This window comes from Labedella populi (assembly GCF_004078655.1).
GTDB lineage: Bacteria > Actinomycetota > Actinomycetes > Actinomycetales > Microbacteriaceae > Labedella > Labedella populi.
In genome coordinates, this window is the sequence record NZ_RZNC01000003.1 from 239,825 (window position 1) to 266,643 (window position 26,819).

Below are 26,819 nucleotides of genomic sequence, written 5' to 3' on the forward strand. Positions count from 1 at the left end.
CGGTCGCCGCCTCGTCGCTGACGCTCATCGTCCCGCGCGTCAGCGACGGCGACGCCAGGAACGCCAGCCCGCAAGCGCCCTCTGCTCGGGCAGACTCCACCCGAAGCTGATCGCGAGCACCCGGATGAGTGTCGTCACGACGACGCACGCGATGGCCGCGGCTCCGATGTCGAGTCCCAGCGTCGCAGCCACGACGAGCGTGGTCGTGCCCGCGGCCGCCGCAATGGCGTAGAGCGACCCGACGTGCATGAGGGCGACGGGCAGGTTGAGCATGATGTCGCGCACGACGCTGCCGCCGACCGCCGAGACGACGCCGACGAAGATGGCGGGGACCTCCGGTAGCCCCATGGCGAGGGCCTTCGACGACCCGATCGCCCCGAACAGCCCGATGGTGAGGGCGTCGAGACCGATGATGACGGGACCGAGCCGGGAGAAGACGCGGAGCAGCAGCATGCCGAGAAGCGCGGCCGCCGTCGCGACGAGGAGGTATCCGTTCGACTGCAGAGCGGCGGGCGGCAGCCCGAGCAGGATGTCTCGGCCGAAACCACCACCGAGACCCACGACGATCCCGATGATCCCCACTCCGAGCAGGTCGAGCCGGTTGTCGGTGAAGCGCGCAGCGAACATCGCCCCTTGCACGCCTCCGACGGCCACGGCCGCGAGATCGATCCAGAGGGGAATGCTGAAGAGGGGCGACACCTGCTCATCGTCGCACGTCGGTCGACAGGGTTTCGAGTGGCGCGTCGCGCGGAACGCCGAGACGTGCGGCACCTCCGAGGGGCCGGAGCGGGGATAATCGAGGAGTGCCCCTGTACCGAGATGAAGCCGTCGTCATCCGCACGACGAAGCTCGGTGAGGCCGACCGCATCGTGACCCTGCTGACGCGGCAGCACGGCAAGGTCCGCGCCGTTGCGAAGGGGGTCCGCCGCACGGCCTCGAAGTTCGGCGCCCGACTCGAGCCCTTCATGGTCGCGGATGTGCAGTTGTACGAGGGCAGGAGCCTCGACATCATCACGCAGGCCGAGACGCTCGGGGCCTACGGTGCGGACATCGTGACCGACTACCCGAGCTACACGGCGGCGAACGCGATCGTGGAGACCGCCGAGCGCCTCACAGACGCCGAACCGCAGCTGCAGCAGTACCTGCTGCTCGTCGGAGCGCTGCGGTCCCTCGCGCGCCAGGACCACGACGCCGCCCTCGTGCTCGACGCCTATCTTCTCCGGGCCTTGTCGCTCGCGGGCTGGGCGCCGAGTTTCTTCGACTGTTCGCGGTGCCAGAAGCCTGGCCCGCACTCCCACGCCGTCGTGCAACTCGGCGGCGTCGTCTGCGACGAGTGCGCCCCGTCCGGAAGCCCCCGGCTCGACACCGAGACCCTCGGCCTGCTCTCGGCACTGCTCACGGGGGACTGGGAGCTCGCGGACGGCAGCCCGGACGATGTGCGCCGACGAGCGAGCGGCGTGACGGCGGCCTACACCCAGTGGCACCTCGAACGCGGGCTGCGATCGCTCGCACACCTCGACCGGAAGCAGCTCACGACATGACGCCGAAGCCCTTCACCCACGCGGACGCGGTTCCGTATCGTCCCCTCGACTGGACGGGCCTCTACCCTCCGGAGCTCCCGAAGCGCGTCGTGCCGAAACACGTCGCCATCGTGATGGACGGCAACGGCCGCTGGGCCAACCGGCGCGGACAGACCCGGATCGAAGGTCATCGGGCGGGGGAGGCTGCACTCCTCGATGTCGTCGCCGGTGCCGTCCAGCTCGGTGTCCAGCACCTCAGTGTGTACGCCTTCTCGACGGAGAACTGGGGGCGGTCTCCCGACGAGGTGCGCTTCCTCATGGGCTACAACCGGGATGTACTGCACCGGCGTCGGGACCAGCTCAACGAGTGGGGCGTGCGGATCCGCTGGGCCGGCCGCCGACCGCGGCTCTGGCGCTCCGTCATCTCGGAACTCGAGTTCGCCGAACGGCTCACCGCCGAGAACACTACCCTCACGCTCACGATGTGCGTCAACTACGGCGGGCGCACCGAGATCGCGGACGCTGTGCGCTCGATCGCCGAGGAGGTGAAGGCCGGACGCCTCACTCCTTCCCGCATCTCGGAGAAGACCATCGCTCGCGCGCTCTACCTCCCCGACATGCCCGACGTCGACCTGTTCGTCCGGAGCTCGGGGGAACAGCGCACGAGCAACTTCCTCCTGTGGCAGAGCGCGTACGCCGAGATGGTGTTCCTCGACACACTCTGGCCCGACTTCACTCGCGCGGACCTCTGGCGGGCTGCGGAGATCTTCGCGGCGCGGGATCGGCGCTTCGGCGGCGCGGTCGACGAGCCGACGGCGGAGGCGACGGCCGGGGAATAGCGTCTCGACGCCTTCCGTTGCGCCCGGTATGAGTGAAAGCCTGCGCGTCGACGTCTGGTCGGACATCGCCTGTCCCTGGTGCTACATCGGCAAACGCCGCTTCGAATCCGGCGAGAGGGTGTGGCGCGAGAGCGCGGGCGCCGACGCCCCGGACGTCGAGCTCGTCTTCCACAGCTTCGAGCTCGCCCCCGACACTCCCGAGGACTTCGCAGGGGATGAGGTCGAGTACCTCTCCCGGCACAAGGGCATCGCGCCAGAGCAGGCGCGCCAGATGCTCGACCACGTCACCGGTATCGCAGCCTCCGTCGACCTCGAGTACCGGTTCGACCGCCTCCAGCACACGAACACGGTTCTCGCGCACGAACTGATCCACTTCGCGGCCGCGAACGGCCGCCAGCTGGAGATGACCGAGCGGCTCATGAGCGCCTACTTCACGGAGGGACGCCACCTCGGCCGGACCGAGGAGCTCGTCACCCTCGCCGGCGAGGTCGGTCTCGACACCGGCGCGGCGTCCGAGGCGCTCGCGACGCACGCGTTCCTCTCCGACGTCAAGGCGGACGAGCGGCAAGCGGCGGAACTCGGCATCAACGGGGTCCCGTTCTTCGTCATCGACGGCACGTGGGCGCTCTCGGGCGCCCAGGATCCCGCGACGTTCGCCGCCGCTCTCGCGCACGCTCACCGGGAGCGCGACAGCGTCCCGGTCGGGGGAGCCTCGTCGTGAGCGGCGTGGGCACCGGCCTCGCGGCACCCGCCGGCGGGTTCGCTTTCCTCGCGCCGAGTCAGGACGCGTGTGACGGCGACGCGTGCGTCATCCCCGGCGCGACGCGCGGCACGGAGCGCACCTCACTCCTCGGCGGTGATGTCCGCGACGGTCGCGTCGAGGGCTGAGAGGAGCGCGTCGGCGTCGACGAAGGTGCTGAGGCCGTGGGCGCCGCCGCCGAGCGCGACGCGGCGTCCACGGATGCGCTCGTCGGCGAAGACCGGCCAGGCTGTCGTGCTCCCGAGCGGAGTGATCGTGCCCCGTTCGTACCCTGTCGCCTCCTTCGCCTGACCGGCGTCCGGAAGCGACAGCCGATTCACGCCGACCACGGCGCGCAGCTTGGCCCAGTCGATCTTCCGCCCGCCGGGCACGAGGGCGAACAGGTACTCGCCATCGGATCGCCGCACGACGAGCGACTTGACGATGTCGCCCGGCTCGATCCCCAGGAGCTGGGCCGCTTCGGCGAGGCTCCGCGCGTGCGGTCGCGAGACGACCTCGACGTCGAGACCGAGCCTGGCGGCGTGCGCCCGCATGGCGCCCGTCCCGGTCGGTGCACTGTCGCTCGCTCGCGGTTCCACGGCATCCGGCATGCTGGGCGCTCCGATCTGGGAGAATGGGACGGACATGACGACTTCAACGATAAGCGAGCGACCCATCGCTGGGCGCACGGCGCTGCGGATCGGCCCGTTGCAACTCGACACCCCCGTGGTACTCGCGCCGATGGCGGGAATCACGAACACCGCATTCCGGCGGCTCTGCCGCGAGTTCGGCGCCGGCCTCTACGTGAGCGAGATGATCACCTCTCGTGCGCTCGTCGAGCGCACACCTGAGACGATGCGGCTCATCACCCACCACGAATCCGAGACCCCGCGCAGCATCCAGCTCTACGGGGTCGACCCCGCGACGGTGCGTGAAGCCGTCACGATGCTCGTCGCGGAGGACCGCGCCGATCACATCGACTTGAACTTCGGCTGTCCGGTGCCCAAGGTCACCCGGAAGGGCGGGGGAGCGGCCCTGCCCTGGAAGCTCGACCTGTTCCGCGCCATCGTCGAGAACGCCGTCGAGGCAGCCGGAGACGTCCCCCTCACGATCAAGATGCGCAAGGGTATCGATCCCGACCACCTGACCTACCTCGAGGCCGGCCGGATCGCCGAGGGCGCCGGTGTCTCGAGCATCGCGCTCCACGCACGCACGGCGAGCGAGTTCTATTCGGGGCAGGCCGATTGGGACGCGATCGCGACGCTCAAGGGCACGATCTCCTCGGTGCCGGTGCTCGGAAACGGCGACATCTGGTCCGGTGAGGACGCCATCGCGATGATGGAGCAGACCGGGTGCGACGGAGTCGTCGTAGGCCGTGGCTGCCTCGGGCGTCCGTGGCTGTTCGGCGACCTCGCGGCCGCCTTCGCCGGATCGGAGGAGCGACACCGCCCGTCTCTCGCCGACGTCGCGGCGACCTTCCGCCGTCACGCGGAACTGCTCGCGGAGTTCTTCGGGAGCGAGGAGCGCGGTTGCCGCGACATCCGCAAGCACGTCGCGTGGTACTTCAAGGGCTACCCCGTCGGCGGCGACCTGCGGACGCGATTCGCACTCGTCGAATCGCTCGCGCAGCTCGACGACCTCATCGCGTCCCTTCCGCTCGACGCCCCGTACCCGGGCGCCGACGCCGAGGGGCCGCGCGGCCGTGCCGGCACGCCGAAGCGCCCCGTCCTGCCGGAGAACTGGCTCTCCTCTCGTACGCTCGACGTCCGCGAGGCCACGAACCTCACCGAGGCGGAGCTCGACACGAGTGGCGGCTGACACGACCGTGCAGTACAGCGCCGTCGACAGTGCGCGCTGGCTCCCCGAAGAACATTCCTCGAGACGCAGCGATTTCGCCCGCGACCGAGCACGACTGCTCCACTCGAGCTCTCTGCGGCGCCTCGCCGCGAAAACACAAGTGCTGTCACCCACGGCAGGGCTCGACTTCGCGCGCAACAGGCTCACACACTCTCTCGAGGTCGCCCAGGTGGGGCGCGAACTCGCCACGAGTCTCGGGCTCGACCCCGACATCGTCGACACGGCGTGCCTCGCGCACGATCTCGGACACCCGCCCTTCGGCCACAACGGCGAGCGTGCCCTGTCCGAGTGGTCGCGCGACATCGGCGGCTTCGAGGGCAACGCCCAGACGCTCCGGATCCTCACGCGGCTCGAGCCGAAGGTCTTCGGGCCCGACGACCGCAGCTACGGTCTCAACCTGACACGCGCGAGCATCGACGCGAGCTGCAAGTACCCCTGGCCGGCGACGTCGTCGGTGCTCGAGCCGGGCGGCCGCGAGAAGTTCGGATTCTACGAGGACGACCGCGAGGCGTTCGAGTGGGTGCGGCTCGGCGCACCGGAGCGGAAGCCGTCGGTCGAGGCGCAAATCATGGATCTCTCCGACGACATCGCCTACTCAGTGCACGACTTCGAGGACGCCGTCGTGGGTCAGTTCATCGATCCCGCCTTCCTGAACGCGCGAGCGGGGCACGACGCCCTCATCCTCGCGATCCGCGACTGGAATGGCCCACGCTTCTCCACGGACGAGCTCGCGGCGGCGTTCGATCGCCTCGCGGGTTTCGACGTCTGGGTGACGAGCTGGGACGCCTCCCGCCGCGACCTCGCCAAGCTCAAGAACTTCACGAGCCAGATGATCGGCCGCTTCGCCGGCTCTGCGGTCGCGGCCACACGGGCCGCGTTCCCCCAGGAGTCCATCGCGCGCTTCGGTGCCGACGTCGTCGTCCCGGACGAGATCGCGGCCGAGATCGCCGTCCTCAAGGGCGTCGTCGGCGCCTACGTCATGACGAGCGAACCGCGGCAACCGGTCTACGCGCAGCAGCGCGAGATGCTGTCCACGATCGCCGATGCGCTCTACGACACCGGTGGTGCGGGACTCGACACGGGTCACCGCCACGAGTGGGACGTCGCGAGCGACGACACGGCGCGACGGCGCGTCGTCGTCGATCAGGTCGCGAGCCTCACCGACCAAGCGGTCATCGCCTGGATCGAGCGCGGGCGTCCACTGGGCACGGCGGCGTCGGGACCCGGCGACCTCTCGCGCGGCTAGAATCCGAGTATGGCGGGGCGGATTCGACAGAGCGACATCGACGAGGTCAAGTCGCGCACCAACATCGCCGACATCATCGGCGACCACGTCAGCCTGAAGAGCGCAGGTGTCGGCTCCCTCAAGGGGCTCTGTCCCTTCCATGACGAACGCAGTCCGAGCTTCCACGTCCGCCCCCAGGTGGGCTTCTACCATTGCTTCGGGTGCGGCGAGTCCGGCGATGTCATCTCGTTCCTCCGCAAGATCGACCATGTCACCTTCACGGAGGCCGTCGAGCGTCTCGCGGGGCGGATCGGCTTCACACTCACCTACGAGGACGGCGCCGGCCCCGACACCACCGACGGGCCCAACCGCGCGCGACTGCTCGCCGCGAACCAGGCTGCAGAGCAGTGGTTCCAGGAGCAGCTGCACACGGCGGCGGCCGAGCCGGGCCGCCGGTTCCTCGGCGAACGCGGCTTCGACGCCGATGCCGCAGCACGCTTCGGCGTCGGCTTCGCTCCCCAGAGCTGGGACCAGCTCACGAAGATGCTCACGGGTCGGGGATTCACGCGCGACGAGATCAACGCATCCGGACTCGTCTCGGTCAGCGACCGCGGCGCATACGACCGCTTCCGGGGCCGGCTCGTCTGGCCCATCCGCGACGTGACGGGACAAACCGTCGGTTTCGGCGCCCGGCGCCTCCTCAACGACGACAAGGGTCCCAAGTACCTCAACACGCCCGAGACGCCCGTCTACCACAAGGCGCAAGTGCTCTACGGGCTCGACCTCGCGAAGCGGGAGATCTCGCGCGGCCACCGCGTCGTGGTCGTCGAGGGCTATACCGACGTCATGGCGGCGCATCTCGCCGGTGTCGGCACGGCGGTCGCCACGTGCGGCACCTCCTTCGGCGTCGACCACATCAAGGTGCTCCGGCGGGTGATGGGCGACGACTCGAGCGGGGGAGAGGTCATCTTCACGTTCGACCCGGACGCGGCAGGACAGAAGGCCGCCCTCCGCGCCTTCAGTGAGGAGAAGCGGTTCGCCGCCCAGACGTACGTGGCGATCGGCCGTGACGGCCTCGACCCGTGCGATCTGCGGCTCGCCCACGGTGACGATGCGGTGCGTGGACTCATCGACGCGAAGGAGCCGATGTTCGAGTTCGTCATCCGCCAGACCCTCTCGGGCTTCGACCTCGACACGGTCGAGGGCCGGGTGGCCGCTCTCCGGAAGGCCGCGCCGGTCGTCGCCGACATCCGGGACCCGTCGATCCGCCCGGGTTACACGCGAGTTCTCGCCGGCCGCCTCGGTATGGATCTCGACGACGTCGCCCGCGCCGTCACGTCGGCCTCGCGGCGCTCCTCGACGGCACCGGACACGCGGGCGCCGCTCGACGTCGTCCCGGTGGCCGAGCGTGCCGCTTCGCTGCGCGACCTCCCGGCCGACCCCGCGACGCGGCTCGAGCGCGACGCGCTCATGGCGATCGTTCAGCACCCGGATCTCGTGGGCCGCGACCTCATCGACTCGGCCATCCTCGCCCGCGTCGACAACCCGACGCTCGCGCTCGTGCGTGATGCCCTCGCGGCGAGTATGGAGGTGTTCGGCACCCCCGAGTGGTTCCTACGCGTCGGCGAAGCCCTTCCGGAGCCGTTCCGGCCATTCGTGCGACAGCTCGCGGTGGCGCCGATCCCGCAGCGGGACGGCGAGCGATTGAGTGCCTACGTACGCGGCATCACGATCTCCCTCATCGAGCGCGACCTCTTGCAGCGTGAGGCCGAATTGCGTCGCATGATCCAGCGCAGCGACCCGAACGACCGCGACGCGTCACGGGAACTGCAACGCCGTCTCGTCGCCGTCGGGGAGGAACGACGACGTCTGCAGAGCGGAGCGGCGTGACGCGCGCCGCCGGATCGGTGCAGGATGGACCGTGTGACCGCTTCTCCTGACACCCGCGCCATCGTCGTCGACGATGTGAGCGTCGACTTCCCTCCTCACGGCATCAGCGGTGCGCATCGCGCCGTCGACGGGGTGTCGTTCTCGGTCGGATGGGGCGAGGTCCTCGGTGTCATGGGAGAGTCCGGCTCGGGCAAATCGACTGTCGCCCGTATCCTCGCCGCCGACCACCTCCGTCGCGCTGGACAGAACGTCGCGCCGTCGATCGTGGGCGGCGCCGTCCACGTCAACGGCTCGGCCGTCCGCTCGATGCGGCGTCGGTCGCTCCCCGTGTTCGACTTCGACGTCGCCTTCCTCCGCCAGAATGCGGCGGACACGCTCGAGGCCGAGCGCACCGTCGCCGAGATCGTCGCGGCGCCGATCCTCGAACGGGACCGGCGATACGACCGCGCGACGCTCGACGTCCGGGTCGCGACCCTGCTCGACGAGCTGTTCCTGCCACTCGGCACGATGTCCGCGTACCCGTACGAGTTGTCCGCTGGTCAACGCCAGCGCGTCGCGATCGCCCGTGCTCTCGCGCTCGACCCCAAAGTCCTCATCGCCGACGAGCCCACCGCCGGGATCGACGTGTCGGTGCGCTCCGCCGTGGCCGACCTCGTCGAGCGGCGACGCCGCATCGGGGATTTCGCCGCCGTGTTCGTCACGCACGACATCGACTTGCTCCGGGCGGTCGGGGGCCGCGTCGTCGCTCTGCACTCGGGCAGCGTCGTCGGGGTCGGCTCCGTCGACGGGCTCCTGGAATCGGCCGAGCACCCCTATCTGACGGCCCTCGCCCACGCCGTCGCGCCACCGGCCCGGCATGAGAACCGCGAGGCACGACGCACGTCTCCGTGATTTGGACTCCACCGAAGTTTTGCTAGAGTAGTCGAGTCCTCAGGGATGATCCTCGATAGCTCAATTGGCAGAGCAATCGGCTGTTAACCGATAGGTTCTTGGTTCGAGTCCAAGTCGAGGAGCCGATGACCTCAGAATCAAAACCTGATGGATCGGAAAGAAGGCCCCGCGCGATCAGTGCGGGGCCTTCGTCGTTTCCGTGGTGAGGAGGTCGCGACCGCTCACGCGTCGAGGTCGTCGACGCCCGGCTGCCAACTGGTCCCGGGCTTCCCCCAGCCGCGCTTGCGCTGAATCTTGTCGGCGGTCCGCTGGTAGGCGTGCTGGAGCCGGTCGATGTAGAGCGTGCCGTCGAGGTGGTCGTACTCGTGCTGCAGGATGCGCGCACGCCAGCCGGTCACGTCGAGATGCACGGGGGCGCCGTCGAGGTCCGTCCCGGTCACGACCGCGCGCTCGGAGCGGCGGAGCGGGAACCGCTCTCCGGGGAAGGAGAGGCAGCCCTCCGACTCCTCGTCCTCGTCAGGGTCTCCGGCCTGCGCAGGCGAGACGAGCAACTCCGGGTTGACGACGACGCCGCGCCACGGCTGCCCCTCGTCGTCGGAATAGCCGTACACGAACAGGCGCAGACCGACACCCACCTGGGGAGCGGCGAGCCCGACCCCCGGAGCGGCGTCCATCGTGTCGAACATGTCGGCGACGAGCCGGCGGACGTCGTCGTCGACGATCTCGACGGGAGCAGCGGGGGAGTGGAGGACGGGGTCACCGGAGATGAAAATCGGGAGAACGGCCATTCGTTGAGCCTAACGGGCGGGGGCCGCGGTTAGGCTCTGGGAGTGTTTCTCGCCCCGCTCGACGACCTCACCGACATCACCGACGAGTTCGTCAGGGACCCCATGCAGCTCGCGGGCATCCCGCTCGCTCTCATCGGTGCCGTCTTCCTCTCCGTGGGCGCCCAGTTGCAGCACCGCGGCGTCACCAAGGTGGAGTCGGACCGCGGAGGCGCGTCGGCGGGCCTCGGCGTCGCCCATCTGGCGGCGTTGCTGACACGACCGTCCTGGGTGCTCGGCACCGTCATGCTGGGCCTCGCGATCGTGTTCCAGCTCGGCGCGCTCGCGTTCTCACCGCTCATCATCGTCCAGCCCCTCGGTGCCATCGCGCTCGTGCTGACCGCCGTGATCAATGCCCGGACGCATTCGGTCCGGCTCAATCCCGCATCGGTCCGCGCGATCGTCGCGTGCGTCGGTGGTGTTGGACTCTTCGTGACGGTCGCGGCGCTCGTGGCCGGAGAGAAGCCCGTCACGGACGGCGACCTCGTCGTGATCCTCGGTCTGCTCGCCGTCGTGCTCGTGGTCTTCGGGGGAGCCTTCGCTCTCGGGCGGCACCGCACGCGCGCCGTCTTCTTCATCGTCGCGGCGGGATTCATCTACGGCTTCGTCGCGACCCTCGCGAAGGTCATCATCAACAGGGTGCAGAACGGGCACGTGGAGTGGCTGACGATCCTCTGCGGGGTCGCCCTCCTCGTCGGGACGGCGCTCGGCGCCTACTTCGTCCAGAACGCCTACTCCTCGGGCCCTCCCGACCTCGTCATCGCGGGACTCACCGTCATCGATCCGATGGTCGCGATCGGGATCGGGATCGTCGTGCTCGGCGAGGCGGCGGGGGCTCCGCTCTGGGCCGTGCTCGGCTTCATCGCCGCGGGGCTGCTCGCCGTGTGGGGCGTCTTCCAACTCGCGCGGCACCATCCCCAGCTGCAGAACTGAGCGCGTCCACCGTCGGGCGCGCCGCTCGACGAGCGCCCGTCTCCGGCGGTTACACTGGGTCGACCGAAGACCGGCAACGCTCCACACCGTCGGTGGACACCCCGCAGCACGCCGGCCGACACCGGAGGAACACCTCATCTTGTCCGACTCACCGAGCACGAGTCCGTCCCCGTCGACCCCCGGTGAGGTGGCCGAAAGGCCGCTCACCATCGTGATCGGCGCCGATACCTTCCCCCCGAACGTCAATGGCGCGGCCCGCTTCGTCGAACGACTCGCCGCGGGCCTCGTGCGCCGCGGACACACCGTGCACATCGTCGCTCCCGCCGCCTCGCGCAAGCACGGAACGTGGCAGGAGACCCACGACGGCGCGACCATGACGGTGCACCGGCTCTTCAGCCTGCGCTGGCTCCCGCACGACTGGCTCCGCTTCGCGCTCCCCATCGTCATCCAGAGACACGCGGCACGCATCCTCGATGAGGTGCAGCCCGACGTCGTGCACTCCAACTCCCACCTCATCGTCGGTCGGGGCCTCAGCGTGCAGGCGGCGAAGCGAGGCATCCGGGTCATCGCGACGAACCACATCATGCCCGAGAACATGATCGAGTTCACCGTGGTCCCGAAGTGGACGCGCGGCGCATTGCTGCGCTGGGCGTGGGGCCAGACCAACAAGATCCTCAGTCTGGCGGAGTCCGTCACGACCCCCACCCGACGTGCCGCCGACTTCCTCGAGAAGAACACGGGGCTCTCCGGTGTGCACCCCATCTCGTGCGGGATCGACGCCGGGCTCTACACCCCGAGCTTCGAGCCCCGGACGGAGAACCGGATCCTCTTCGTCGGCCGGGTCACGGGCGAGAAGCAGATCGACGTGCTCATCCGCGCGCTCGGGCGCCTGCCCCAGCACCTCGACGCCCGCCTCACGATCGTCGGCGGCGGCGATCAGAAGCGCAACCTCGAGCTGCTCGCCGAACAACTGGGACTCGCCGACAGGGTCTCCTTCAGCGGGTACGTCACGGAAGAGGAATTGCGCGAGAGCTACACGCGGGCGACCGTCTTCGCGATGCCCTCGATCGCGGAGCTCCAGTCCATCGCCACGATGGAGGCGATGGCCTCCGGCCTCCCGGTCGTGGCCGCCGACGCCATGGCGCTGCCGCATCTCGTCCACGACGGGGACAACGGTTACCTCTTCACGCCGGGTGACGTCGAGGAACTCGCCTCCCGGCTCACGGACGTCCTGGAGGCCGCCCCGGAGCGGCTCAACGCCATGAAGAACGAGTCGCTGCGACTCATCCAGGCGCACGACATCAATCGAACGCTGTCGACGTTCGAGAGTCTGTATCGTGGACAACCGGTGACGGAACCCGTCTCCGAGATCCATCCGGAGCAGGCGCGCGACGAGGCCTGAGCCCCGGGGCGTTAGCTCAGTCGGTCAGAGCAGCGGACTCATAATCCGTCGGTCGTGGGTTCAAGCCCCACACGCCCCACCGTTTCCCACACGCGGCCACGACACACCCGTCGTCTCTCGACGCGCCCTGAGCGGCTGCAGATCTGCACCGCGGCGGCGCTGCCCGTGTTGAGACGGGAGGCCGACTCGGCGCGGAAGTGTCGGGCGCCCATCACGCCACCCCCGGTCGTCATCGATCCCACGCCACTACCATCACGTGAAGGCGCCTCATGACAGGTCGGCGTCAGTGGGTCGGGTTAGGGTGAGGGACCGTCCCGTCGGAGCCGCCGCGTTCCGGTGGGCGGCCGGGACATCCTCGCGATGCCCGACGGATGGAATGTGCGATACGCGAGTAAAGGGATGACGATGACCGATCAGAACCAGAACCCCTCGGATCGGAACGACCCGAACCGGCCGGGCGCGATCCCGGCACCCGGCGCCACTCCCGGTGAAGCGGGCAACGCCTCTGCCGGGCAGTACCCGACAGGGCAGCCCGGGGAATACTCCGGGCGGGAGGCCTCGATACCCGACGGCCAGTTCGGCCAGCCGGGGGAGTATGCGGGAACGCCGACCGCAGACGACCACGTGGGTCGTCCTGCGGCAGCCGGACAGTATGAGTCGGGACAGCAGCCCACGGAGCAGTACGGAACCGGACAGCAGCCCACAGAACAGTACGCTCCCGCTTCCTCCGAGTTCGCGCCCTTCCACGAGTCGGCGTTCACCGAACATCCGCAGCGTCAGCCGAGGCCGCGCAGGGACGAGAACGGCGAGCCGTACGGGGTCGGCCCGTTCTCCCTCCGTGAAGCGATCATCGCGGGCCTCGCGATCCTCCTGCTCATCGCTTCCTTCCTCCCGCTCGTCGGCGGCGAGTACGCCGAGTTCATCGGGTACTCGAACCTGTGGGGCCCCGCCCCCTGGCTCGTGATCCCCGGCGCGCTCGTCTTCGTGGCCGCCGCGGCTCTGCTCGTCCTCCGTCGCGTCGTGCCGACGGTGCCCTGGCGTGTCGGTTCCCTCTCCGTCGATCAGTTCGCCTCTGCCGCTGCAATCGTGACGGGGGGCTTCCACCTCGGCGCCATCTTCCTGATGCTGGGGCTCGGGGCGTGGTTCGGTGGACCAGGCGACGGCCTCGCCCCGGGGGCCGGCCCCGTCCTCGGTCTCATCGTCTCGCTCGCCGCCATCGCCCTCACGACCTTCGCCGTCTTCATCCCACCTTTCTCCGCGGACTTCCGGGACCGGCCCGAGTCGCCGGCCCACCGCCTCGCGCGGGCGGCGAAGCCGGTTCCGCAACGGCCGAAGCCCGCTCCAGAGGCGTCGCCGTCCTGGCCGACGCCGGCGTCGCCCTCGGTTGCACCGGAGGCCGCCCCGCCCGCGGGGCACACGGACCCGGCAGCGGGGTGGCAGCAGGCGCCGGCCGCGGATCCGTGGCCCGGCGCCGTGGCGCCCTCGGCTTCTCCCGCTTCGACGGATGCCGGAGCGCCCACCGCGGCCAATGGAGCGACGCCGTCGACCGATTCGGCTCCGCCCACCGCCGTCTACGAGCACCGCACGGAGAGTTCGTCGCCCGGGCACGGCTCCGACGCGGCCCACCCTCACGTCACCGTCGAGGACGGCTCGTCCTCCCCGACCGCGGGTGCCGTCTCTCCCCAGAACACCGGGACGACGCAGAACACCGACACGAACCAGAACACCGACACGAACCAGAACACCGACACGAACCAGAACACCGACAGCCCGGAGGGCGCCCTCGCTGATGGCGGCGAGCCGACGCCGACGGCCGAGCAGGTGGCTCCGACGCCGACCGCGCCCGTCGCCTTCGCCCCGTATTGGGTGCTCGCTCCCGAGCAGCGTCCGGTGGTCGATCTGATCACGGGTGCACCGGTCTTCGAGGTGGGGCCGACGGCGTGGGCGCTCGCGGTCGGCGAGCGAGACGGCGGACTCGTCATTCGCGCCGACGACGGACGGGTCGGACTCCTCCAGGCGACCGACGGGCTGACGCGGGGCTGAGCGAGCGCCCTTCCCCGCACCGTCGCGTCCGGGGAAGGGCACGGTCGCTCGGCCGGTAGGCTGGACACGACATGATCCAGCCCATCGACCTCCGCGGCCGCGCCCGAGACCGGGTGACGCTCGGCCGCCTCATCCCTCGTCCCGTCGTCGATATCGATGTCGCGAGCGAGTCGGCGCGCGACCTCATCGCCGACGTCGCAGCACGCGGTGAGACGGCCCTCCTCGAACAGTCGGCACGCTTCGATGGCGCGAGCCCCCACGCCGTGAGAGTCAGCGCCGAGGAGGTCGTGAGCGCACTCGCGGCGCTGTCTCCCGCGGTGCGGTCCGCGTTGGAGGAGGCGATCCGGCGGGTTCGGGCGGCGTCCGCAGCGCAGGTCCCCGTCGGTACGCGCACCGAGTTCGGGGGTGGTGCTGTCGTCGAACAGCGGTGGCACCCCGTCGAGCGGGTGGGCCTCTACGTCCCGGGCGGCAAGGCCGTCTACCCGTCGAGTGTCGTCATGAACGTCGTGCCGGCCCAAGTGGCCGGCGTCCGCTCAATCGCGCTCGCCTCCCCGGCGCAACGCGATCACGGCGGCGGCGTCCACCCGACGATCCTGGCCGCCGCCGGTCTGCTCGGGATCACCGAGATCTACGCGATGGGCGGAGCCGGCGCGATCGGCGCCTTCGCTCACGGCGTGCCGTCCATCGGCCTCGAACCCGTCGACGTCGTGACGGGCCCCGGCAATGTCTTCGTCGCGGCCGCGAAACGCCTCGTGAAGGGGCTCGTCGGTATCGACTCCGAGGCCGGCACCACCGAGATCCTCGTGATCGCGGACTCCCTGGCCGACCCTCGGCTCGTCGCCGCCGACCTCGTGAGCCAAGCCGAGCACGATGAAGCGGCTGCGGCCGTCCTCGTCACGGATTCGCCGGAGCTCGCCGCCGCGGTCGAGCGCGAACTGTCTGTGATCGTCCAGGCGACCGCCCACAGTGAACGCGTCGCGACCGCCTTGTCCGGACCCCAATCCGCGATCGTGCTCGTCGACGATCTCGCCGCCGCTGCAGACTTCAGCAACGTGTACGGGCCGGAGCACCTCGAGCTGCAGGTGGCCGACGTCGCGTCACTGCTTCCCCTCATCCACTCCGCGGGAGCGATCTTCGTGGGGCCGCATGCCCCGGTGAGTCTCGGGGACTACCTCGCCGGGTCGAACCACGTGCTGCCGACCGGGGGAGGGGCGCGGTTCTCGTCGGGTCTCGGAGCCTTCACCTTCCTGCGACCTCAGCAGATCGTCACGTACTCGGAGTCTGCGCTCGCGGAGGTCGCTCCCCACATCGTCGCGCTCTCGTCCGCCGAGGATCTTCCCGCTCACGGCGAGGCCGTCTCCGCACGGTTCGCGTCGGGCCACCACCACTGAGGACGTCCCATGCACTGTCCGTTCTGCCGATTCCCCGATTCGCGAGTCATCGACTCGCGCACGAGCGACGACGGCCTGTCGATCCGACGGCGCCGCCAGTGCCCCGAGTGCGGGCGACGCTTCAGCACCACCGAGACCGCGAGCCTCGGCGTCATCAAGCGCAGCGGCGTCGTCGAGCCGTTCAGTCGTGACAAGGTCGTGAGCGGTGTTCGGAAGGCGTGCCAGGGGCGACCCGTGACCGACTCCGACCTCGCCATCCTCGCCCAGCGGGTCGAGGAGGCGATCCGTCAGACGGGCTCCGCACAGATCGACGCGAACGACATCGGACTCGCGATCCTCCAGCCCCTGCGCGAGCTCGACGAGGTCGCGTACCTCCGGTTCGCGAGCGTCTACCAAGGTTTCGATTCGCTCGACGACTTCGAGGAGGCCATCACGCTGCTGCGCGTCGAGCACGCCGGCGATGAGCACCCGCGGCGAAGCGAATAGCGCTCGCCCGCTATCCTGAAGCTCGCATGTATCGCATCCTCTTCTCCCTCCTCCTGAAGCGACTCGATCCCGAACGCGCCCACCACATCGCGTTCGCCGTCATCCGCTCGATACCGCGGATCGGTCTCGCCCCGGTGCTCCGGCGCCTGACGGGTCCATCGCCCGCTGAGGCGGTCTCCGCCCTCGGGCTCACGTTCTCGTCGCCCTTCGGCGTGGCGGCCGGTTTCGACAAGAACGCCGAAGCCGTCATCGGGCTCGGCGCGCTCGGCTTCTCTCACGTCGAGGTCGGCACGGTCACCGCCGTCGCTCAACCGGGCAACCCGAAACCACGCATGTTCCGCTTCGTCGCCGATCGCGCGGTCGTCAATCGCATGGGCTTCAACAACGAGGGTGCGGCGCGTGCGGCCGAGCGCCTCTCCGCCCTCCGACGGGAGCATGCCCGGCCGGTCATCGGCGTCAACATCGGCAAGAGCCGGATCGTCGATGTGGACGACGCGATCGAGGACTACCTGACGAGCACCCGCATCCTCGCTCCGCTCGCCGATTACCTCGTCGTCAACGTCTCCTCTCCGAACACGCCCGGCCTCAGGGGTCTCCAGGAGATCGACCGGCTCGCTCCGCTCCTCGCCGCGGTCAAGGAAGCGGCGGACGGCACACCGCTCCTCGTCAAGATCGCGCCGGACCTCGCGGACGAGGAGATCGAACGGATCTCCGAGCTCGTCGTGAGAACAGCCCTCGACGGCGTGATCGCCACCAACACGACGATCTCGCGGGAGGGCCTCATCACGGATCCGGAGACCGTCACGAGAGCGGGAGCCGGTGGACTGTCGGGCGCCCCGCTCCGGGCACGATCGCTCGAGGTGCTGACGCTGCTCCGCCGTGGACTTCCGTCCGACATGTGCGTGATCTCCGTCGGCGGCGTCGAGACCGCCGAACACGTCCGCGAACGGCTCGAAGCCGGCGCAACCCTCGTTCAGGGCTACACCGGCTTCGTCTACGCCGGACCGCTCTGGGCACGCTCCATCAATCGTGGACTCGCACGCCTCCGCGGGTCGGCCGCGCGACCTACTCCGGGAACTGTCGGCGCTTGACCTGCGGCTTCGGAAGTCGCAGCACGCGCAACTGAAGCGATCGCATCGCGGCGTACCAACGCACACCCCGCTCGACCTTCGACGCGCCGAACTTCTCCGCGAGTCGCTTGCGGATCCGCCGTCCCAGCAGGAAGACGTCGATGAGCGCGAGCAGGAAGAACGCCCAGATCGCAAGCATCGCGTAGACCTGCACTTCGGCGCTCGGGATGAGCGTCAGAAGGATCACCGCGAACATGATCGGGATGAGGAACTCCCCGACGTTGAAGCGGGCATCGACGCAATCGCGGATGAACTTCTTCTGGGGCCCTCGGTCGCGCGCGGGCAGGTAACGCTCGTCGCCCGCCGCGTAGCCCACACGGGCCTTCTCGCGCGCTTCCGTCATCTTGGCGCGCGCCTCCTTGGCGGCGAGCTTCCGGTCACCCGGGACGAGGGGGCGCTTGTTCGCCGCCTCCCGCTCCTTCCGCGTCGGCGTGGGTCGCCCTTTGCCCGCGGCGATACGCGCCTCGATCTCCGCTTCCGCGGTCGTCGACGTCGTCGTCGCGTTGTCTATCTTGTTCCTGGTCACGTCGGTTCCTCCACCCACTGCCTCTTAAGATTACCTCTATGAGCGATTCCTCCTCGTCCGTGCCCGGAAATGCCGAAGTCGACGACGCGCTACGCGAGGCCGTGCGCCTCGGACTGCCGTCGACCATCGCCGATCTGTCCGCGCTCGTCCGCATCCCATCGGTGTCGTGGTCGGCCTTCGATCCGGCTCATGTGCAGTCGAGCGCCGAGGCGGTCGCCGCCCTCGCCGAGGGCACCGGCGTGTTCGACTCGGTCCGGATCGCTCGGGCGGCGATCGGCGACACGGACGAGCTCGGCCAGCCCGCCGTTCTCGCTCGTCGAGCGGCGCGGAACGGGGCCCCGACCGTGCTGCTCTACGCGCACCACGACGTGCAGCCTCCCGGGCGCGACGAGGACTGGGACACCGCGCCCTTCGAGCCGACCGTCGTCGGAGAGCGCCTGTACGGCCGCGGTGCCGCCGACGACAAGGCCGGTGTGATGGCCCACATCGCCTCCATTCGCGCCCTGACCGAGGTCCTCGGGGCGGACTTCGATCTGGGTCTCGCGCTCTTCATCGAGGGGGAGGAGGAGTTCGGCTCCCGCTCCTTCGAGACCTTTCTGGCGGAGAACGCCGAGGAACTGCGGGCGGATGCGATCGTCGTCGCCGACTCCGGTAACTGGGACGATGCGACCCCCGCTCTCACGGTCAGCCTCCGCGGCAACGTCACCTTCCGGCTCACGGTCCGTACGCTCGAGCACGCCTCCCACTCCGGCATGTTCGGGGGAGCGGTCCCCGATGCCATGCTCGCGATGATCCGCTTGCTCGACACGATGTGGGACGCGGACGGCTCCGTTGCGGTGAAAGGCCTGGGCTCCCGCGAAGGGAGCACTCCGGCCTACGACGAGGCTCAGCTGCGTTCCGAGACGGGACTCGTCGGCGGTGTCCATCCGATCGGGACCGGCTCGCTCCTCAGCCGCATCTGGTGGCAGCCGTCCATCACGGTCACGGGCATCGACGCACCGAGCGTCGCCAACGCATCGAACACGCTCCTCCCCGAGGTCTCCGTCCGTGTCAGCGCGCGTATCGCTCCGGGACAGAGCGCAGCGGAGGCCGCTCAGGCGCTCATCCGCCACGTGGAGGCGAATGCTCCATTCGGCGTCGTGCCCGCGATCGACGACCTCGACACAGGCAACCCGTTCCTCGTCGACACCTCCGGCCCGATCGTCGCCGCCACCAAGCAGGCGATGGCGGACGCGTGGGGCGTCGAGCCCGTGGACTTCGGGGTGGGCGGATCCATCCCCTTCATCGCGAGCCTCGTCGAGTCGTTCCCCGATGCCGAGATCCTCGTCACGGGTGTCGAAGACCCCCATTCCCGCGCCCACAGCCCCAACGAGTCGCTCCACCTGGGCGTCTTCCACCGCGCCGTACTGTCCGAAGCGCTCCTGCTCGCACGACTCGGCACACGATGACGCGGTTGCGGCCCCATCCCGCGTCACGGGCGGTAGAATCGAGCGCACCGGTGAACACCGGTCCACCGATCTTCCGAGGAGAGTCATGACCGACACGATGACGACAACGCCGGCGACGGATCTCGCCGGAGCGGCGCAGAAGAAGGCACACGGCGTCGCGCTCAGCGACACCGCCGCCGCCAAGGTCAAGAGCCTCCTCGCCCAGGAGGGCCGCGAGGACCTCCGGCTTCGCGTCGCCGTCCAGCCCGGCGGCTGCTCCGGACTCATCTACCAGCTCTACTTCGACGAGCGGTTCCTCGACGGCGACGCCGCAGTCGATTTCGACGGCGTCGAGGTCATCGTGGACAAGATGAGCGTCCCGTATCTCGACGGCGCCTCGATCGATTTCGAGGACACGATCCAGAAGCAGGGCTTCACGATCGACAACCCCAACGCACAGGGAAGCTGCGCGTGCGGAGACAGCTTCCACTGAATCCCAGCCACGTCGCGGAAGCGGGGGTCTACCATCGGGTCGGCTCCCGCTTCCGCGTATCCACCGGGGAATCGGGATTTCGACAGATCGTAGAAACACGTCTCCGTGGTCATCGGCCCTCCGTGTCTTCGGGCTAGACTGTCAGGGAACCAACAGTGTCTTGCGAAAGGTCCCCAGGTGCGCTCGAACAGACGACTCCGCTGGGCTGCAATTCCGGTCGCTCTCACCCTCGCGGTAGTGCTCGCCGGCTGCACCCAGGCCGAACTGCACGGCTATCTGCCGGGCTTCAAGGAGGGTGAGGCGCCCGTCACGGACCGCACCGAGATGGTGGCGGGTCTGTGGACCAACTCCTGGATCGTGCTGCTCGCAGTCGGCGTGATCACCTGGGGTCTGACCCTCTGGGCCGTGGTCGTCTACCGCCGCCGCAAGGGCCAGACAGGGCTTCCGCTCCAGCTGCGGTACAACATGCCGATCGAGATCTTCTACACGGTCGTGCCCCTCATCCTCGTCCTCGGCTTCTTCGCCTTCACGGCGCGCGATCAGGCGATCATCGAGACCCAGTTCGAGGAACCGGACGTCCAGATCGACGTCTACGGCAAGCAGTGGGCGTGGGACTTCGTCTACAAGGGAGCCGCAGACGGCGAAGACGTCTGGTCCGTCGGCGTCCAGGCTCAAGAGGTTGAAGGCGCGTCGGACACCGGAGCCGTCGATCAGGATCAGCTCCCCACGCTTTACCTCCCCGTCGACGCGAAGGTCAACTTCGACCTCAACTCGCGCGACGTGCAGCACTCCTTCTGGGTCATCGACTTCTTGTACAAGAAGGACCTGTACCCCGGGATCACCAACCACATGTCCGTTCAGCCTCTTCGAGAGGGCACCTATGCGGGCAAGTGCGCCGAGCTCTGCGGCGAGTACCACTCCCAGATGCTCTTCAACGTCAAGGTCGTCTCGCAGGAGGAGTACGACGCGTACATCCAGTCCCTCGAGGACGCCGGAAACGTCGGCGACTACGGCGACACGTACAACAGGAACTACACACCCGGTCTGACCGGCGACGAATCAGAAGAGGGAGCGGAGTCATGACGAGTACCGTCGAGCTGCCCGCCGGCCAGGCGAAGGTCGTGAACGCGACCGGTGTCGAACGCAAGGGCAACGTCGTGGTCAACTGGATCACGTCGACCGACCACAAGACGATCGGGTACATGTACCTGATCTCGTCGTTCATCTTCTTCTGCATCGGCGGCGTGATGGCCCTCATCATCCGCGCACAGCTCTTCGAGCCGGGCCTCGAGGTCGTCGCGACGAAGGAGCAGTACAACCAGCTCTTCACGATGCACGGCACGATCATGCTGCTCATGTTCGCGACTCCGCTCTTCGCGGGCTTCGCCAACGTCATCATGCCGCTCCAGATCGGAGCTCCGGACGTCGCGTTCCCGCGGCTCAACGCGTTCGCCTTCTGGCTGTTCCTCTTCGGGAGCAGCATCGCCGTCGCCGGATTCCTCACCCCGGGCGGCGCGGCGGCCTTCGGTTGGTTCGCCTACACACCGCTGTCGAGTACGACGTTCACGCCAGGACTCGGCGGGCATCTCTGGGTGTTCGGACTGGGTCTCAGCGGTTTCGGAACGATCCTCGGTGGCGTCAACTTCATCACGACGATCATCACGATGCGTGCTCCTGGAATGACGATGTTCCGCATGCCGATCTTCACGTGGAACACCCTCGTGACCTCGATCCTCGTGCTCATGGCGTTCCCGGTTCTCGCCGCCGCCATGCTCGGCCTCGGCGTCGACCGCGTCTTCGACGCCCAGCTCTACGACCCGGCGCTCGGCGGAGCGATCCTCTGGCAGCACCTCTTCTGGTTCTTCGGCCACCCCGAGGTCTACATCATCGCCCTGCCGTTCTTCGGCATCGTCTCGGAGATCTTCCCGGTGTTCAGCCGGAAGCCGATCTTCGGGTACAAGACGCTCATCTACGCGACCATCGCGATCGCCGCGCTGTCGGTCACCGTGTGGGCTCACCACATGTACGTCACGGGATCCGTCCTGCTGCCGTGGTTCGCCCTCATGACGATGCTCATCGCGGTCCCTACGGGTGTGAAGATCTTCAACTGGATCGGCACGATGTGGCGGGGTTCGATCACCTTCGAGACGCCGATGCTCTGGAGCATCGGGTTCCTCATCACGTTCACCTTCGGTGGACTCACGGGTGTCATCCTCGCGTCGCCGCCGCTCGACTTCCACGTGTCGGACACCTACTTCGTCGTCGCGCACTTCCACTACGTCGTCTTCGGAACCGTCGTGTTCGCGATGTTCGCGGGCTTCTACTTCTGGTGGCCCAAGTGGACCGGCAAGATGCTCAACGAGAAGCTCGGCTACTGGCACTTCTGGATCCTGTTCATCGGCTTCCACATGACGTTCCTCATCCAGCACTGGCTAGGAGTCGTCGGCATGCCGCGTCGGTACGCCACGTATGCGCCGGAGGACGACTTCACCTGGATGAACCAGGTCTCGACGATCGGTGCCATGGTGCTTGCGAGCTCGATGATCCCGTTCTTCCTCAACGTCTTCATCACCGCCCGCAAGGCGCCGAAGATCACGGTCAACGACCCGTGGGGTTACGGCGCATCGCTCGAGTGGGCGACCTCCTGCCCGCCGCCGCGCCACAACTTCACGTCGATCCCGCGCATCCGCTCGGAGCGTCCCGCTTTCGACCTGAACCACCCCGAAGCCATGCCGGTCGGTGTCGGCCCGGCGAAGGACGCTCCCGACGCTCCGGTGTACGACGCCGGCGACGAGAAAGTGAAGTGACGTGAGAGCGAATACCAACCTCTTCTGGCTCCTCGCCGGATTCTTCGCCCTCTCGGCGGTCGTCTACACCGGTTGGAACCTCCTCGACGACAAGCACATCGTCGAATGGGTCGGCACGGTCGCGCTCGTCCTGAGCGCTGCTCTGGGCGCCTTCCTCGCCTTCTACCTGGGCCGCGTGCGTAACCATCAGGGCGGCGAACTGCCGGAGGACACCCTCACGGCCGACATCGACGACGGAGACCCGGAGCTCGGGCACTTCAGCCCGTGGAGCTGGTGGCCGATCTTCCTCGCCGGAGCCCTCGCGCTCGTCTTCCTGGGCGTCGCGATCGGACCGTGGATCGCGTTCATCGGGTTGCCTCTCGTTCTCATCGCGATCGTCGGATGGTGCTACGAGTACTACCGCGGCTTCTTCGCCCGCTAGGACGTGTCATGACGCTCATCCGCCGGGGGACCCTCGACGACCTCGACGCCGTCTTCCGTCTCGCGCAACAATTCGTGACGGAGAAGACGAGCATCGACCTCGACGGTTTCACGGTCGCGTTCAACAACGTCATCCGCTGGCGCGAGAACGAGACGAACGTCCTGCACGTCGCCGAAGACGACCAGGGCGCGGTCATCGGGTACACCCTCATGAGCGTGTCGCGTCTACTGCACGTCGCAGGACTCACGGCCCACCTCCAGGAGCTCGTCGTGGACGAGTCGGCCCGTGGCCGTGGGGTCGGCTCCGACCTCGTGTATGCGAACGAGCTCTACGCCATGGAGCGTGGCGTTCGGCGACTCACGATGTCGACGTCCCGCGCCGGTGAGTTCTATCGCCGCCTCGGGTACGACGTGACTGCGGAGTTCTACAAGAAGATCCTGCCGCTCGGCGGTTGAGGAGCATCCTGCGGCCTGAAGGCCCCGTTCGCGCTCGCGCGTACGGGGCCTCGTCGTTGCATCCGCGTAAGCCTGTCACACGCCGGTCAGGGATGTCACCCAGGCTTCCGTCTGTCGTGGGGTCGCGAACCGCCGCACGAGCACACCGGGCGGGGGTGACTGCTCGAGTTCCCTCATGCGCCGGCGGTTGTGAGCGAACTCGTTCCACGCCCATCGGACGATGTGCTCGCGGTCCGTCACGATCGTTTTGAGCGGAGGCTCCTGATTGCCGTTCCAGAGCTCCATCCGTCGGAGCCTCCGCTCGACTGTCCGACCGACCACGCGCTTCATGACACGGCCCCTGCTGTAGTCGAGGGCGATGAGGAGTTCGGCTCGCTCGAGCAGGAGAGGTCTGACGGGTGTGTACTGCCACTCGGAGACCCACGCGTCGGTCGCGACGATCCTCTCGACATCGCGTCGGAAGCCGTCTCTCGGAGTCCATCCTGGACCGTGGTAGAGAGAGTCGAGCTCCGTATAGGGAAGCGCCAGCCGCTCCGATAGTTCCCGCGCGAGCGTGCTCTTGCCCGCACCCGCCGACCCCGCCACGAGGATCCGGCGGGGGAGCGCGCCCTTGCACGAGGCAGCACTCTCGTTCTCTTCCGCAGCCATACGAAACGGCCCCTCTCCTGGTCGGCGCCATCGATGTTACTCGACGAGGTCCGAGGAGAGGGGCCGCTCGTTCGACCAGGGTGCGGCGGTCGGCGTCAGTGGTTCTGGTGCGACGACTCGATCTCGACGTGGTCCTCGTGGTGGTGCGACGCCTCGATCTCACCACGGGTGGGAGGCGCGATGCGGTCCTCGAAGAACCATCGGGACAACGAGGCTCGAGCCCTCTGACCGACCGTGATCTTGCCCCGCGCGTTCGGGCGGATCATGAGCGGCTTGTAGTCGTGGTAGCTCACGAGCTTCCACCGCTGGTAGTCGTCGATCTGCTCGTGCTTCTCGATGTACTCGCCGCCGGGAAGGCGGATGATGCGACCCGACTCGTAGCCGTGCAGAACGATCTCGCGATCCTTCTTCTGCAACGCGAGACAGATGCGCTTCGTGATGAAGTATGCGATGAACGGTCCCGCGATCACCACGAACTGAAGAGCGTGGATGACGCCTTCCATCGTGAGCTTGAAGTGGGTCGCGATGATGTCCGAGCTAGCCGCGGCCCAGAGGCCCGCGTAGAAGGTCAGACCGGCTGCACCGATCGCTGTGCGCGTCGCCGCGTTGCGCGGGCGGTCGAGGATGTGGTGCTCGCGCTTGTCGCCGGTCACCCACGCCTCGATGAAGGGGTAGATCATGGCGAGCACGATGAACAGACCCAGCGCGCCGAGCGGGATCAGGATGTTAAACGACCACGTGCGTTCGAACAACACGAACTCGAGGTGCGGAGGGACGAGTCGGAGCGCGCCGTCGGCGAATCCGATGTACCAGTCGGGCTGCGTTCCCGCCGACACGGGCGACGGGTCGTACGGCCCGTAGTTCCAGATCGGGTTGATCGTGAAGAAGCTCGCGAGCAGCACGATCACGCCGAAGACGATGAAGAAGAACCCGCCGGCCTTCGCCGCGTACACGGGAAGCACCGGGTAGCCGACGACGTTCTGCTGCGTCTTGCCCGGACCCGAGAACTGCGTGTGCTTGTGCACGACGACGAACACGAGGTGCAGGGCGATGAACAGCAACACGAGCGCCGGCAGCAACAGGATGTGGAGCGTGTACAGGCGGCCGACGATAGCCGTGCCCGGGAACTCCCCGCCGAAGAGCAGGAACGAGATCCACGTGCCGACGAGCGGGATGCCCTTGATCATGCCGTCGATGATCCGCAGACCGTTGCCCGAGAGCAGGTCGTCGGGGAGCGAATAGCCCGTGAAGCCCTCGGCCATCGCGAGGATGAAGAGCACGAACCCGATCACCCAGTTGAGTTCACGCGGCTTCCGGAAGGCGCCGGTGAAGAAGATGCGCATCATGTGGAGCCCGATCGAGGCCACGAAGAGCAACGCTGCCCAGTGGTGGATCTGCCGCATGAGCAGACCGCCGCGGATGTCGAACGAGATGTCGAGCGTCGACGCCATCGCGGCCGACATCTCGACGCCCTTGAGCGGGACGTAGGAACCGTCGTAGTGGACCTCGGCCATCGACGCCTGGAAGAAGAACGTCAGGAACGTCCCCGAGAGGAGGATGACCACGAAGCTGTACAGGGCGACTTCACCGAGCAGGAAGGACCAGTGGTCGGGGAAGACCTTCCGACCGAACTCTTTGACGACGGCCGAGATGGACGTGCGCTCGTCGAGGTAGTTCGATGCGGCGGCGGTGAAGCCTCCGGACTTCTTCTCGACGGCAGTCTCAGGCCGAGTGGCGGTTGACGTGCTCATCAGTGACGCTCCCAGAAGGACGGTCCCACGGGCTCGAGGAAGTCGCTCTGCGCGACGAGATAACCCTCGTCGTCGACGGCGATCGGGAGCTGGGGAAGGGGTCGAGCTGCCGGTCCGAAGATGACGGCGGCGTGGTTTGCCACGTCGAACTGCGACTGGTGGCACGGGCACAGCAAGTGGTGGGTCTGCTGCTCGTAAAGGGCGACCGGGCACCCGACATGCGTGCACACCTTGGAATAGGCGACGATGCCGTTGTACGACCAGTCCTTGCGCGATTCCTCTTCGACGAGGTCCTCAGGCTTCAAGCGCATGAGGAGAACGATGGCCTTCGTCTTCTCCTCGAGCAGGTGCTCGGAGCCCGGAAGGTTCTCGGGGATGACGTGGAAGACGGAGCCGATCGTGACGTCCGACGCCTTGATCGGCGTGCCGTCGGGGTCGCGGGCGAGACGGGTGCCGGCCTCCCACATCGTGTGGCTGAGGAGTTCGACCGGGTCTTCACCCTCCGGGGCGAGCCCGCGGAAGAGAACGATCGCGGGAAGCGGGAACGCGATGAGCGAACCGATCAGCGTGTTGCGGATGAGGGAGCGTCGGCCGAAGCCGCTCTCCTGGTTGGCCTCGTCGAAGATCTCGACGGCGCGTGCCCGCGTCTCGTCGGTTCCGCGCACAGGGTGGCGGATGTCGATGGCCTCGTGATCGGCCATGAGCGCCTTGCCCCAGTGGACGGCACCGATCCCGATGCCGAGGAGGGCGAGGGTCATGCCGATGCCGATGAACATGTTGTTCAGGCGGACCGAGAGCAGGTCTTCCGGCACGATCGGGAACGCCATGTAGGCCGCGACGGCGAAGATGCTGCCGGCGAGCGAGAGGTAGAAGAGCGTGTAGACGGCACGTTCCGCCGACTTCGCCTTCTTCGGGTCCGTGTCGGTGACGCGCAACCGGTGCGGGGGCAGACCCGGGTCGCGAACGGCGTCGGAGGACACGACGGCCGTGCCCGGCGAGACGGTCTGCGCCCCGTCGTGGTCGCCGGCGGCGGCGAGTTCCGTGCCGCTGGTACCGTCCTGTGCCATGTTGCTCCTTCTACTTTCCGTACTGCGTTCGTCGATGCTGGGTGGCGCGGGGGA

General features: G+C 68.1%; 26 protein-coding genes and 2 tRNA genes. 21 read left to right on the forward strand and 7 right to left on the reverse strand.

The window, feature by feature from the left end:
* Positions 1-39 precede the first annotated feature (39 nt).
* On the reverse strand, positions 40-699 hold the full coding sequence (locus tag ELQ92_RS09650; protein ID WP_128498763.1) for a trimeric intracellular cation channel family protein: 660 nt from the start codon (positions 697-699) through the stop codon (positions 40-42).
* A gap of 104 nt (positions 700-803) precedes the next feature.
* On the opposite strand from ELQ92_RS09650, the gene recO reads away from it, so the two are divergent.
* The 3 genes from recO to ELQ92_RS09665 are packed head-to-tail and all read left to right on the forward strand — an operon-like array spanning position 804 to position 3,080.
* The gene (gene recO, locus ELQ92_RS09655; protein ID WP_128498764.1) at positions 804-1,541 is read left to right on the forward strand and encodes a DNA repair protein RecO; all 738 of its coding nucleotides are present in this window, start codon (positions 804-806) and stop codon (positions 1,539-1,541) included.
* On the forward strand, positions 1,538-2,359 hold the full coding sequence (locus ELQ92_RS09660) for an isoprenyl transferase (protein ID WP_128498765.1): 822 nt from the start codon (positions 1,538-1,540) through the stop codon (positions 2,357-2,359). Before recO ends, ELQ92_RS09660 begins: the two co-directional genes overlap by 4 nt.
* Before the next feature lie 28 nt (positions 2,360-2,387).
* Complete coding sequence (locus ELQ92_RS09665) at positions 2,388-3,080, forward strand: DsbA family oxidoreductase (RefSeq protein WP_128498766.1); 693 nt, start codon at positions 2,388-2,390, stop codon at positions 3,078-3,080.
* 122 nt (positions 3,081-3,202) lie between these two features.
* Here the strand turns inward: ELQ92_RS09665 and ELQ92_RS09670 are convergent, their stop codons facing one another.
* Complete coding sequence (locus ELQ92_RS09670) at positions 3,203-3,652, reverse strand: aminoacyl-tRNA deacylase (protein ID WP_128499107.1); 450 nt, start codon at positions 3,650-3,652, stop codon at positions 3,203-3,205.
* Between the two features lie 91 nt (positions 3,653-3,743).
* Between ELQ92_RS09670 and dusB the strand changes: the two genes are divergently transcribed.
* The 5 genes from dusB to ELQ92_RS09695 all read left to right on the forward strand — a co-directional run bounded on the left by dusB (position 3,744) and on the right by ELQ92_RS09695 (position 9,083).
* Positions 3,744-4,916: a tRNA dihydrouridine synthase DusB gene (gene dusB, locus ELQ92_RS09675; RefSeq protein ID WP_243694962.1), complete on the forward strand. Its 1,173-nt coding sequence runs from the start codon at positions 3,744-3,746 to the stop codon at positions 4,914-4,916.
* On the forward strand, positions 4,906-6,201 hold the full coding sequence (locus ELQ92_RS09680; RefSeq protein WP_128498768.1) for a deoxyguanosinetriphosphate triphosphohydrolase: 1,296 nt from the start codon (positions 4,906-4,908) through the stop codon (positions 6,199-6,201). Before dusB ends, ELQ92_RS09680 begins: the two co-directional genes overlap by 11 nt.
* Before the next feature lie 9 nt (positions 6,202-6,210).
* On the forward strand, positions 6,211-8,070 hold the full coding sequence (dnaG, locus tag ELQ92_RS09685; RefSeq protein ID WP_128498769.1) for a DNA primase: 1,860 nt from the start codon (positions 6,211-6,213) through the stop codon (positions 8,068-8,070).
* A gap of 33 nt (positions 8,071-8,103) precedes the next feature.
* On the forward strand, positions 8,104-8,961 hold the full coding sequence (locus ELQ92_RS09690; protein ID WP_166426760.1) for an ATP-binding cassette domain-containing protein: 858 nt from the start codon (positions 8,104-8,106) through the stop codon (positions 8,959-8,961).
* A 49-nt stretch (positions 8,962-9,010) separates the two neighbouring features.
* Positions 9,011-9,083, forward strand: a tRNA-Asn gene (locus ELQ92_RS09695).
* Between the two features lie 99 nt (positions 9,084-9,182).
* On the opposite strand, the gene def is transcribed toward ELQ92_RS09695, so the two are convergent.
* On the reverse strand, positions 9,183-9,749 hold the full coding sequence (def, locus tag ELQ92_RS09700; protein WP_128498771.1) for a peptide deformylase: 567 nt from the start codon (positions 9,747-9,749) through the stop codon (positions 9,183-9,185).
* A 102-nt stretch (positions 9,750-9,851) separates the two neighbouring features.
* Here def and ELQ92_RS09705 point away from each other — a divergent pair, with 102 nt between their 5' ends.
* The 7 genes from ELQ92_RS09705 (at position 9,852) to ELQ92_RS09735 (ending at position 17,131) form a co-directional block, all read left to right on the forward strand.
* The gene (locus ELQ92_RS09705) at positions 9,852-10,718 is read left to right on the forward strand and encodes a DMT family transporter (protein ID WP_128499108.1); all 867 of its coding nucleotides are present in this window, start codon (positions 9,852-9,854) and stop codon (positions 10,716-10,718) included.
* A gap of 139 nt (positions 10,719-10,857) precedes the next feature.
* A complete protein-coding gene (locus ELQ92_RS09710) occupies positions 10,858-12,120 on the forward strand; it encodes a glycosyltransferase (protein ID WP_243694963.1) in 1,263 nt (420 codons plus the stop codon).
* 5 nt (positions 12,121-12,125) lie between these two features.
* Positions 12,126-12,199 (forward strand) — tRNA-Ile (locus tag ELQ92_RS09715).
* Between the two features lie 326 nt (positions 12,200-12,525).
* Positions 12,526-14,163: a hypothetical protein gene (locus ELQ92_RS09720; protein WP_128498772.1), complete on the forward strand. Its 1,638-nt coding sequence runs from the start codon at positions 12,526-12,528 to the stop codon at positions 14,161-14,163.
* Positions 14,164-14,234: 71 nt separating this feature from the next.
* The gene (gene hisD, locus ELQ92_RS09725) at positions 14,235-15,554 is read left to right on the forward strand and encodes a histidinol dehydrogenase (protein ID WP_128498773.1); all 1,320 of its coding nucleotides are present in this window, start codon (positions 14,235-14,237) and stop codon (positions 15,552-15,554) included.
* A 9-nt stretch (positions 15,555-15,563) separates the two neighbouring features.
* Entirely contained in the window at positions 15,564-16,040 is a 477-nt protein-coding gene (gene nrdR, locus ELQ92_RS09730; RefSeq protein WP_128498774.1) for a transcriptional regulator NrdR, read from the forward strand.
* 26 nt (positions 16,041-16,066) lie between these two features.
* On the forward strand, positions 16,067-17,131 hold the full coding sequence (locus ELQ92_RS09735) for a quinone-dependent dihydroorotate dehydrogenase (RefSeq protein WP_128498775.1): 1,065 nt from the start codon (positions 16,067-16,069) through the stop codon (positions 17,129-17,131).
* On the opposite strand, the gene ELQ92_RS09740 is transcribed toward ELQ92_RS09735, so the two are convergent.
* Positions 17,106-17,696: a DUF3043 domain-containing protein gene (locus ELQ92_RS09740; protein WP_128498776.1), complete on the reverse strand. Its 591-nt coding sequence runs from the start codon at positions 17,694-17,696 to the stop codon at positions 17,106-17,108. The genes ELQ92_RS09735 and ELQ92_RS09740 overlap by 26 nt on opposite strands.
* A gap of 38 nt (positions 17,697-17,734) precedes the next feature.
* Here ELQ92_RS09740 and ELQ92_RS09745 point away from each other — a divergent pair, with 38 nt between their 5' ends.
* From ELQ92_RS09745 to ELQ92_RS09770, 6 genes are all read left to right on the forward strand, one after another.
* Positions 17,735-19,144 carry a dipeptidase gene (locus ELQ92_RS09745; RefSeq protein WP_128498777.1) on the forward strand — a complete coding sequence of 470 codons (1,410 nt, stop codon included), beginning with the start codon at positions 17,735-17,737 and terminating at the stop codon, positions 19,142-19,144.
* Between the two features lie 85 nt (positions 19,145-19,229).
* Positions 19,230-19,616 (forward strand): iron-sulfur cluster insertion protein ErpA, encoded by a 387-nt coding sequence (gene erpA, locus ELQ92_RS09750; protein ID WP_166426761.1) that lies wholly within the window; start codon positions 19,230-19,232, stop codon positions 19,614-19,616.
* 177 nt (positions 19,617-19,793) lie between these two features.
* Positions 19,794-20,699 carry an aa3-type cytochrome oxidase subunit II gene (gene ctaC, locus ELQ92_RS09755; RefSeq protein ID WP_128498778.1) on the forward strand — a complete coding sequence of 302 codons (906 nt, stop codon included), beginning with the start codon at positions 19,794-19,796 and terminating at the stop codon, positions 20,697-20,699.
* A complete protein-coding gene (gene ctaD, locus ELQ92_RS09760) occupies positions 20,696-22,423 on the forward strand; it encodes an aa3-type cytochrome oxidase subunit I (protein ID WP_128498779.1) in 1,728 nt (575 codons plus the stop codon). The genes ctaC and ctaD overlap by 4 nt, the downstream gene beginning before the upstream one ends.
* A gap of 1 nt (position 22,424) precedes the next feature.
* Positions 22,425-22,844, forward strand: coding sequence for a cytochrome c oxidase subunit 4 (locus ELQ92_RS09765; RefSeq protein WP_128498780.1), 420 nt, complete (start codon positions 22,425-22,427; stop codon positions 22,842-22,844).
* Positions 22,845-22,852: 8 nt separating this feature from the next.
* On the forward strand, positions 22,853-23,299 hold the full coding sequence (locus ELQ92_RS09770; protein ID WP_243694964.1) for a GNAT family N-acetyltransferase: 447 nt from the start codon (positions 22,853-22,855) through the stop codon (positions 23,297-23,299).
* Positions 23,300-23,374: 75 nt separating this feature from the next.
* On the opposite strand, the gene ELQ92_RS09775 is transcribed toward ELQ92_RS09770, so the two are convergent.
* The 3 genes from ELQ92_RS09775 to qcrA all read right to left on the reverse strand — a co-directional run bounded on the left by ELQ92_RS09775 (position 23,375) and on the right by qcrA (position 26,765).
* Positions 23,375-23,947 carry a P-loop NTPase family protein gene (locus ELQ92_RS09775; protein ID WP_128498782.1) on the reverse strand — a complete coding sequence of 191 codons (573 nt, stop codon included), beginning with the start codon at positions 23,945-23,947 and terminating at the stop codon, positions 23,375-23,377.
* Positions 23,948-24,042: 95 nt separating this feature from the next.
* Positions 24,043-25,698 (reverse strand): cytochrome bc1 complex cytochrome b subunit, encoded by a 1,656-nt coding sequence (gene qcrB / locus ELQ92_RS09780; RefSeq protein ID WP_128498783.1) that lies wholly within the window; start codon positions 25,696-25,698, stop codon positions 24,043-24,045.
* Positions 25,698-26,765 (reverse strand): cytochrome bc1 complex Rieske iron-sulfur subunit, encoded by a 1,068-nt coding sequence (gene qcrA, locus ELQ92_RS09785; RefSeq protein ID WP_128498784.1) that lies wholly within the window; start codon positions 26,763-26,765, stop codon positions 25,698-25,700. Before qcrA ends, qcrB begins: the two co-directional genes overlap by 1 nt.
* Positions 26,766-26,819 lie beyond the last annotated feature (54 nt).

Coding starts and splice junctions, on each gene's coding strand:
- ELQ92_RS09660 (WP_128498765.1), top strand. CDS start 1,538: ATGACGCCGAAGCCCTTCACCCACGCGGACGCGGTTCCGTATCGTCCC.
- ELQ92_RS09665 (WP_128498766.1), top strand. CDS start 2,388: ATGAGTGAAAGCCTGCGCGTCGACGTCTGGTCGGACATCGCCTGTCCC.
- ELQ92_RS09670 (WP_128499107.1), bottom strand. CDS start 3,652: ATGCGGGCGCACGCCGCCAGGCTCGGTCTCGACGTCGAGGTCGTCTCG.
- dusB (WP_243694962.1), top strand. CDS start 3,744: ATGACGACTTCAACGATAAGCGAGCGACCCATCGCTGGGCGCACGGCG.
- dnaG (WP_128498769.1), top strand. CDS start 6,211: ATGGCGGGGCGGATTCGACAGAGCGACATCGACGAGGTCAAGTCGCGC.
- def (WP_128498771.1), bottom strand. CDS start 9,749: ATGGCCGTTCTCCCGATTTTCATCTCCGGTGACCCCGTCCTCCACTCC.
- ELQ92_RS09705 (WP_128499108.1), top strand. CDS start 9,852: ATGCAGCTCGCGGGCATCCCGCTCGCTCTCATCGGTGCCGTCTTCCTC.
- ELQ92_RS09720 (WP_128498772.1), top strand. CDS start 12,526: ATGACCGATCAGAACCAGAACCCCTCGGATCGGAACGACCCGAACCGG.
- hisD (WP_128498773.1), top strand. CDS start 14,235: ATGATCCAGCCCATCGACCTCCGCGGCCGCGCCCGAGACCGGGTGACG.
- nrdR (WP_128498774.1), top strand. CDS start 15,564: ATGCACTGTCCGTTCTGCCGATTCCCCGATTCGCGAGTCATCGACTCG.
- ELQ92_RS09735 (WP_128498775.1), top strand. CDS start 16,067: ATGTATCGCATCCTCTTCTCCCTCCTCCTGAAGCGACTCGATCCCGAA.
- ELQ92_RS09745 (WP_128498777.1), top strand. CDS start 17,735: ATGAGCGATTCCTCCTCGTCCGTGCCCGGAAATGCCGAAGTCGACGAC.
- erpA (WP_166426761.1), top strand. CDS start 19,230: ATGACCGACACGATGACGACAACGCCGGCGACGGATCTCGCCGGAGCG.
- ctaD (WP_128498779.1), top strand. CDS start 20,696: ATGACGAGTACCGTCGAGCTGCCCGCCGGCCAGGCGAAGGTCGTGAAC.
- ELQ92_RS09770 (WP_243694964.1), top strand. CDS start 22,853: ATGACGCTCATCCGCCGGGGGACCCTCGACGACCTCGACGCCGTCTTC.
- ELQ92_RS09775 (WP_128498782.1), bottom strand. CDS start 23,947: ATGGCTGCGGAAGAGAACGAGAGTGCTGCCTCGTGCAAGGGCGCGCTC.
- qcrB (WP_128498783.1), bottom strand. CDS start 25,698: ATGAGCACGTCAACCGCCACTCGGCCTGAGACTGCCGTCGAGAAGAAG.
- qcrA (WP_128498784.1), bottom strand. CDS start 26,765: ATGGCACAGGACGGTACCAGCGGCACGGAACTCGCCGCCGCCGGCGAC.